The sequence below is a fragment of the Acinetobacter sp. LCT-H3 genome (assembly GCF_001866125.1).
GTDB lineage: Bacteria > Pseudomonadota > Gammaproteobacteria > Pseudomonadales > Moraxellaceae > Acinetobacter > Acinetobacter schindleri.
The window spans coordinates 37,935-44,587 of the sequence record NZ_MODX01000025.1 but is presented as its reverse complement, the minus strand read 5'-3'; the positions used below and the strand labels follow the sequence as shown (position 1 = coordinate 44,587).

Genomic DNA, 6,653 nt, shown 5'->3' with positions numbered 1-6,653 from the left:
GCAGGGGGTGTTTTTTTATGCTTGAAATTTAGTCCCAAGCTTGCAAATATTAATTTTTATATAAAGCTACAGCAGAAAATCTGCAGGGCAGGCGTATACTGGAACAGGTTTCTGGAGCGGATATGTCTCCAAACTTGTCTTCCAGCCATATTGAATATGGGTCGTCTGCCTTCTAAAAATTGAATATTCATGTAATTTTTTTCCTACTCTGCTATTAAATTAATTAAAAACTGGACCACAAGGTCTAACTTTCTATGCCATTTTGCGACCTTTGTATAGTATTTGAGCAAAGCTCGGCGTGCTCAACTAGGGCTGTTGCGAAAGCATGGCGGGATAAATCAATAAAAATAAGATTAAAGAGTTAAATGTCATGTGTCGCGGTTTAAAAAAATGAAATTGAAAACTCACAGGAGGTGAGATGTGACAATGAATACAGTCAATGTGAATGAAGTCATTGATAAGGCCAAATTTACTCCATTTCACTTTAATGTCGTGTTCTGGTGTTTGCTGATTATTTTATTTGATGGTTATGACCTGGCAATAATGGCGTGGCTTTACTGCTCTTAATGCAGCAGTGGTCTTTAAGTGCAGTACAGGCGGGTATGCTGGCGATTACAGCACTTGCAGGCATGATGTTTGGCGCGATGATGTTTGGTACGCTGGCAGACAAGATTGGCCGTAAGAAAGTCATCATGATCTGTGTGGTGCTGTTTAGCGGTTTTACCTTTGCAGGTGGCTTTGCGTCTAACCCGACAGAATTCGGTATTTTACGTTTCCTTGCTGGTTTAGGCATTGGCGGTGTAATGCCGAACCTGGTGGCTTTAACTTTTGAATATGCCACGCTTACGTGCAACTTTGGTCACTACCATGTTCAGTGGTTATGCGGTGGGTGGTGTAATGGCTGCTTTATTAGGTGTATGGTTTACTCCTAATTTTGGTTGGCAAATCATGTTCTTTATCGCAGGTGTGCCTTTACTGTTATTGCCTCTAATCTGGAAATTCCTGCCAGAATCTCTGACATTCTTGGTGAAAGCGCAGAAGCATGATAATGCTCGTCAAATGATGCAGCGTTTAGATGATCAGCTCAGTTTAAATGACCAGACTCAATTGGCTTTAAGCGAGATTAAAATTGCTGAACCTGCTTTTGTGAGCAGCCTGTTTAAGCAGGGGAGTACCGCAAGCACACTGTTATTCTGGTTAGCCTTCTTTATGTGTTTACTGACACTGTATGCCTTAGGCAGCTGGTTACCGAAACTGATGATGGCAGCAGGCTATTCGTTAGGTAACAGTTTAATGTTCCTGCTGGCAATGAATATTGGTGCAGTCATTGGTACCGTAGGCGGCGGTATCCTAGCAGACAAATTCCACTTAAAACCTGTGATTATCACTCTATGTTTGTCAGGTGCAGTGGCATTATCGCTACTAGGCTTTAAATCTCCTCAACCTGTGATTTACTTCCTGGTTGCCGTGGCAGGTGCTTCAGCGATTGGTGGTCAGATTCTGCTTTATAGCTATGTGGCGCAATACTATCCATTAACTGTTCGTTCAACCGGTATTGGTTGGGCTTCAGCGGTAGGGCGTAGTGGGGCAATTGTCGGTCCAATCCTGATCGGGATGCTGCTGGGTATGGAATTACCACATCAGCTGAACTTCATGGCTGTTGGCCTACCAGTGGTGATTGTAGCCATTGCCGTATCACTGATTGTGCGTAAAGACCGCGTTGTAAATGCAGATCCAATGGCAGAGCCGAAGCTTAAAACTGTCAAGGCTTAATGACCCACTGGTTCTTATATTCATTTTTAATCTTTAAAAACGTTGAAACCCCTTCAAATAAGGGGTTTCAACGTTTAAATTCATAATTTTTAATAGAAATCAAAATATATTTCTTGCTTAGAAAAATTACTAAAAGACCCACTTAAAAATATATTTTAAATATATAAAACAAGCATTTAAATATTAATAACAACGTGAATAATCACATAAATGTATATCTCTAAAGCTTTAATTTACCTTAACTATGGTCTTATTGTAACGCGAAATCCACTTCAGTATATTCGCTCGAACTGACTGTTTTGTCGTAATAGTCAGCATGATTTATGGACAAGTACTCATGGGAGATGAGAACGATGACAACGGAAAAAATAGATGTTAATTCTGTAGTCGATAATGCGAAATTTACGCCTTTTCACTTCAATGTAGTTGCTTGGTGTTTACTCATTATCTTATTTGATGGCTACGATTTAGCAATTAATGGTGTGACGCTGCCACTCTTAATGCAAGATTGGGGCTTAAGCGCAGTACAAGCAGGTATGCTGGCCAGTACAGCACTTGCAGGCATGATGTTTGGTGCCATGATTTTTGGTTCGCTGGCAGACAAGATTGGCCGTAAAAAAGTTATCATGATCTGTATCGTGCTGTTTAGTGGTTTAACTTTCGCGGGCGGCTTTGCATCTAACCCGACTGAGTTTGGTATTTTACGTTTCCTTGCTGGTTTAGGCATTGGTGGTGTAATGCCAAACCTGGTAGCACTGACTTCTGAATATGCACCACAAAAGATGCGTAGTACCTTAGTAACCACAATGTTCAGTGGCTATGCCGTAGGTGGTGTCATGGCTGCTTTACTTGGCTCATGGTTTACTCCAGATTTTGGCTGGCAGATCATGTTCTTTATCGCAGGAATTCCACTGTTTTTATTACCTGTGATCTGGAAATTCTTACCTGAATCTATCTCATTTATGGTGAAACAAAATCGCCAAGCGGAAGCACGAGAGATTGTGCGTCGTATGGCACCAGATTTAAAAGTAACTGAAAATACAGTATTCACTTTACCTCAGGAAAACGTACCTGAAGCTGCGAACGTGGTTAGCCTGTTCCGCCGCGGTCGTGCAGTCAATACATTATTGTTCTGGGTGGCATTCTTCACTTGCTTGCTGACGATGTATGCACTTAGCAGCTGGTTGCCAAAACTAATGATGGCTGCGGGCTACTCAATGGACAACAGTCTAATGTTCATGATGGTCATGAACGTGGGTGCAGTCGTTGGTATTGTCGGCGGTGGTATTCTGGCTGACCGTTTCCACCTGAAACCAGTACTGATGTTCCTAGGTATTATGGGTGCGATTGTGATGAGCTCAATGGGCTTTGCATCTAACCAGTTCTTACTTTATATCTTGGTGTTCCTGGCTGGTGCAGCATCAATCGGTTCACAAATGTTGCTATACAGCTATGTAGCGCAGTATTACCCACTGGCAGTACGTTCTACAGGTATTGGCTGGTCTTCTGCGATTGGTCGTATGGGTGCGATCGTCGGCCCAATCCTGATTGGTGGCTTACTAGGTATGAACCTGCCTGCACACTTCAACTTTATGGCAGTAGGTTTACCGGTACTGATTACAGCAATTGCGGTTGCATTGATCATGCATGACAATGAGTCGGAAAAGATTGGTTCAGCAGATACTGTTCCTGCAAAAGCTTAAAAACCAAGTTTGAAATAAGAAGCCTCCGAAAGGGGGCTTTTTTATGTAATATGTTAAGGAATAACATACTAACTATTATGCTTTAAAGATACAGATGACTAAACAATTAGAAAAAATTGGAAAATTAATCGAGAAGGGTAACAATGTTCTAAAAACAAGTAAGCCTAATCCTCCGAATGTTATTGCACCCATCATGTGTGATTCACAACTATTTACAACTTGGCGCACCCAGACTTTAAATTTTCTAGAAAATTACTACACTATTTCTAGTGCATATTATTCAGAGTTTTTAAAAGTATCTAAACCCTATGTTACACATATAAAATTGGGGTTAGGTGTGTTAAATGCTATTAAAGAAGAATTGGATGAAAATTTAGATGAGAATATTGAAGAAAAGAATGAAAAAGCACTCTTAACAGTAGAATATAACTCTAGAATACTTAATAAGATTTTTATTAGTCATGCAACAAAAGATAAATTAATTGTTGAAGAACTGATAGAAATTCTAGAATCAATGGGAATAGATTCTACACAAATTTTTTGTTCATCTTTTGAAGGATATGGTATTCCGCTAGGAGCAAATTTCTTAGATCAGATCAAACAAGAATTATCTTCAGATGTTTTAGTTTTATTTGTTTTAACTGAAAATTTTTATGACAGTAAAATCTGCTTATGTGAAATGGGAGCAGCATGGGCTTTATCAAAACAACATATTCCAATAGTTGTTCCACCTTTAAGTTATCAAGATATCCAAGGTGTTATTCCATTAACTCAAGGATTAATGATCAATGATGCTTCTAAATTGAATAGTTTTAAAGAAAGATTAGAAACGCTCTTTGAATTAAAAAATCCATTAAGTATTGCTACATGGGAACGAAAAAGAGATAGATTCATACGAGATGTTAATACACATTTAAGTGGTATATAGCTTATATTTTGAGATTATAAAAAATTTTCAGATTTAAAATTTAGGTGAAACTCTTATGCAATTTAATTCTATCTCCCCAATCCCTGAAGATGATGAAGAACTGCATCTTCCTGAGCTGGTGTACTGGGCATCCCTAGGTGATGTTGAACAGGTTGAGCAGGGCTTACAAGAAGGTCTAAACGTTAACTCCGCCGATGAAGAAGGCTATAGCGCATTACAAGCTGCTGCTGAAAATGATCATCTTGAAGTGGTGAAGTTACTGGTGAGTAAAGGCGCAGATGTCGATCATCGCAGTACTTACACTGCTTTAGAACTGGCTGAAATGGCAGGCAATAAAGATGTCGTGGAATATTTAAAAAGCCTGAAAGGCAGCATTCCTAAATAAGAAAGAATAAAAAAAAGAAACCCCACAAGCTGGGGGTTTCTTTTTGAGAACGGTTTAGGATTACGCAATAATATCCATATCCGCTTCGAGTTCTTCCACAATTGCAGTATTAAAAGCCGGTAAATCATCCGGATTACGTGAAGTAATCAGCACCCAGCCATTGGTATTGCAACGGTGTACTTCTTCATCGACCCATTTTGCACCGGCATTCTCTAGATCCAGCTTGATACTCTTATAAGAAGTCAGGTTTTTATCTTTGACGCGACCCGCATCAATCAGTGCCCATGGACCATGACAGATTGCCGCAATCGGTTTCTGGTTATCGGCAAAGTACTGGATGATGCGTTGAGCATCTTCATTGATACGTAATTTATCCGCATTCACTGTTCCGCCAGGAATCACCAGCAGATCATAATCTTCTACACTGACTTCATGCATGGTTGTATCAGGTGTGTATTGTGCACTTGGCTTGCTGTCAGCTTCCATGGTGTGGACATCTTCATTTTTTTCTGCAGCATGAATTACCACAAAACCATGTGACTGCAAGAAATCCAGGGGCTGGACTAATTCATCGTGTTCAATGCCTTCGTTCGAGGTGATAATCAGAACTTTCTTGACCATGATTGTAAATCTCAATATCTGCAGGGGTCTTTAGCTTAGCAATAAGGCATTTTTAGAAATGTTGCTTTTTTAGCCGAGGACTGTAAGCATTTATAGAAGAAAGGCCTGATAGAACAACAGAGAAAAACAATAGATGGAAAAAAGCCCCGATATCCTATCTGGGCTTTTCCGTATTTCGTGATTTAGGTATAACTCCTGTCGTACCTCACGTCCTGGTGCATCTGCTTATTTTTGTTTTTATGTTTCGGAGCATCCTGCTCTCTATGAATTTAAGATACTGCAGCTTAATGCAGCTTGAAAGACGCAGATAACAGCTTATGTTGTACGCCTGGGCTTACAGGATCTAAGTAGTACTCTGTAAGTCATTCTTTTCATTAAAAGTGCATGTCCAGACCGATATAAGGACCTTTAAATTCCAGCTGAAGATCTGGCACATTATTTTGCTCGGCATCAATTTTCATCATGCGATAACCCAGTTTGGCACCGAGGTCTACAGCCAGATTATCAATAAAGTCGTACTGAAGTTCAGCTTGTACATCGGTCTTTTTGCTATCGCTGCCATGGCTGTAAACAGCTTCAGCTTTGGCGCTCATACCGGTGAATGGCAGTTTAACTCCTGCTGTTGCGTAGAGCAGAGGACTGTATTCATCTAGATCGTACTGGGTTAGAGCACCGGCATTCAGGTTTTTCACCGTACCATCCAGATTGCTTAAGCCGATACCGACATCCGCATGCACAACTGTATCCAGCAGTTCGTAATACAGAATATAGTCAATATTGTTCAGCTCGATATCTGAAGCATTAAGTACAGTGCTTTGCTCGCTGTTGCTGTCGAGATTTACATATTTGATTTTTGCATTTGGCAACAACGGTACCGGATGTTCCAAAGCTACAGACAGCTGTGCCGTACCTTGACGGTCCAGATCATGTTTACTGGCATTGTCAGACTGGCTATATCCGTCAAAATTCCAGTAGCTGGCATCTGCTTTCAGACCAATGATATCGGCATGGCTGACGCTAGTCAGCGCCAGTCCGCATAATAAGGTATTAATGATTCTTGCGTGCATAGGTTGAATTTCCTTGTGCTTGACTCAAATTGAGCAGTTTTATGACCTAAATCCATATTTTTAGTATTTCTGGCTAGCTGCATCATATAGGTAATTTTCAAAATGTATATGGCAGCAAGTAGGGGAACCATCCAGCCAGATTAAGCTTAATTGTTCAGTTTTATTTTGCTAGATCT

General features: G+C 40.3%; 5 protein-coding genes and 1 pseudogene. 4 read left to right on the top strand and 2 right to left on the bottom strand.

The genetic code is table 11. The features are described from left to right. Positions 1–420 precede the first annotated feature (420 nt). From BK820_RS12280 to BK820_RS12265, 4 genes and pseudogenes are all read left to right on the top strand, one after another. Positions 421–1,773, top strand: a pseudogene (locus BK820_RS12280) (MFS transporter). Between the two features lie 353 nt (positions 1,774–2,126). Next, a complete protein-coding gene (locus tag BK820_RS12275) occupies positions 2,127–3,476 on the top strand; it encodes an aromatic acid/H+ symport family MFS transporter (protein WP_071321076.1) in 1,350 nt (449 codons plus the stop codon). 94 nt (positions 3,477–3,570) lie between these two features. After that, the gene (locus tag BK820_RS12270; protein ID WP_071321075.1) at positions 3,571–4,404 is read left to right on the top strand and encodes a toll/interleukin-1 receptor domain-containing protein; all 834 of its coding nucleotides are present in this window, start codon (positions 3,571–3,573) and stop codon (positions 4,402–4,404) included. Between the two features lie 55 nt (positions 4,405–4,459). Beyond that, on the top strand, positions 4,460–4,789 hold the full coding sequence (locus tag BK820_RS12265; RefSeq protein WP_071321074.1) for an ankyrin repeat domain-containing protein: 330 nt from the start codon (positions 4,460–4,462) through the stop codon (positions 4,787–4,789). Between the two features lie 60 nt (positions 4,790–4,849). Here BK820_RS12265 and BK820_RS12260 read toward each other — a convergent pair whose 3' ends face one another. Next, entirely contained in the window at positions 4,850–5,410 is a 561-nt protein-coding gene (locus tag BK820_RS12260; protein WP_071321073.1) for a type 1 glutamine amidotransferase domain-containing protein, read from the bottom strand. Between the two features lie 374 nt (positions 5,411–5,784). Then, positions 5,785–6,477, bottom strand: a complete 693-nt coding sequence (locus tag BK820_RS12255) for a TIGR04219 family outer membrane beta-barrel protein (protein WP_071321072.1) — start codon at positions 6,475–6,477, stop codon at positions 5,785–5,787. Between the last annotated feature and the right edge of the window lie 176 nt (positions 6,478–6,653).

Coding starts and splice junctions, on each gene's coding strand:
- BK820_RS12275 (WP_071321076.1), top strand. CDS start 2,127: ATGACAACGGAAAAAATAGATGTTAATTCTGTAGTCGATAATGCGAAA.
- BK820_RS12270 (WP_071321075.1), top strand. CDS start 3,571: ATGACTAAACAATTAGAAAAAATTGGAAAATTAATCGAGAAGGGTAAC.
- BK820_RS12265 (WP_071321074.1), top strand. CDS start 4,460: ATGCAATTTAATTCTATCTCCCCAATCCCTGAAGATGATGAAGAACTG.
- BK820_RS12260 (WP_071321073.1), bottom strand. CDS start 5,410: ATGGTCAAGAAAGTTCTGATTATCACCTCGAACGAAGGCATTGAACAC.
- BK820_RS12255 (WP_071321072.1), bottom strand. CDS start 6,477: ATGCACGCAAGAATCATTAATACCTTATTATGCGGACTGGCGCTGACT.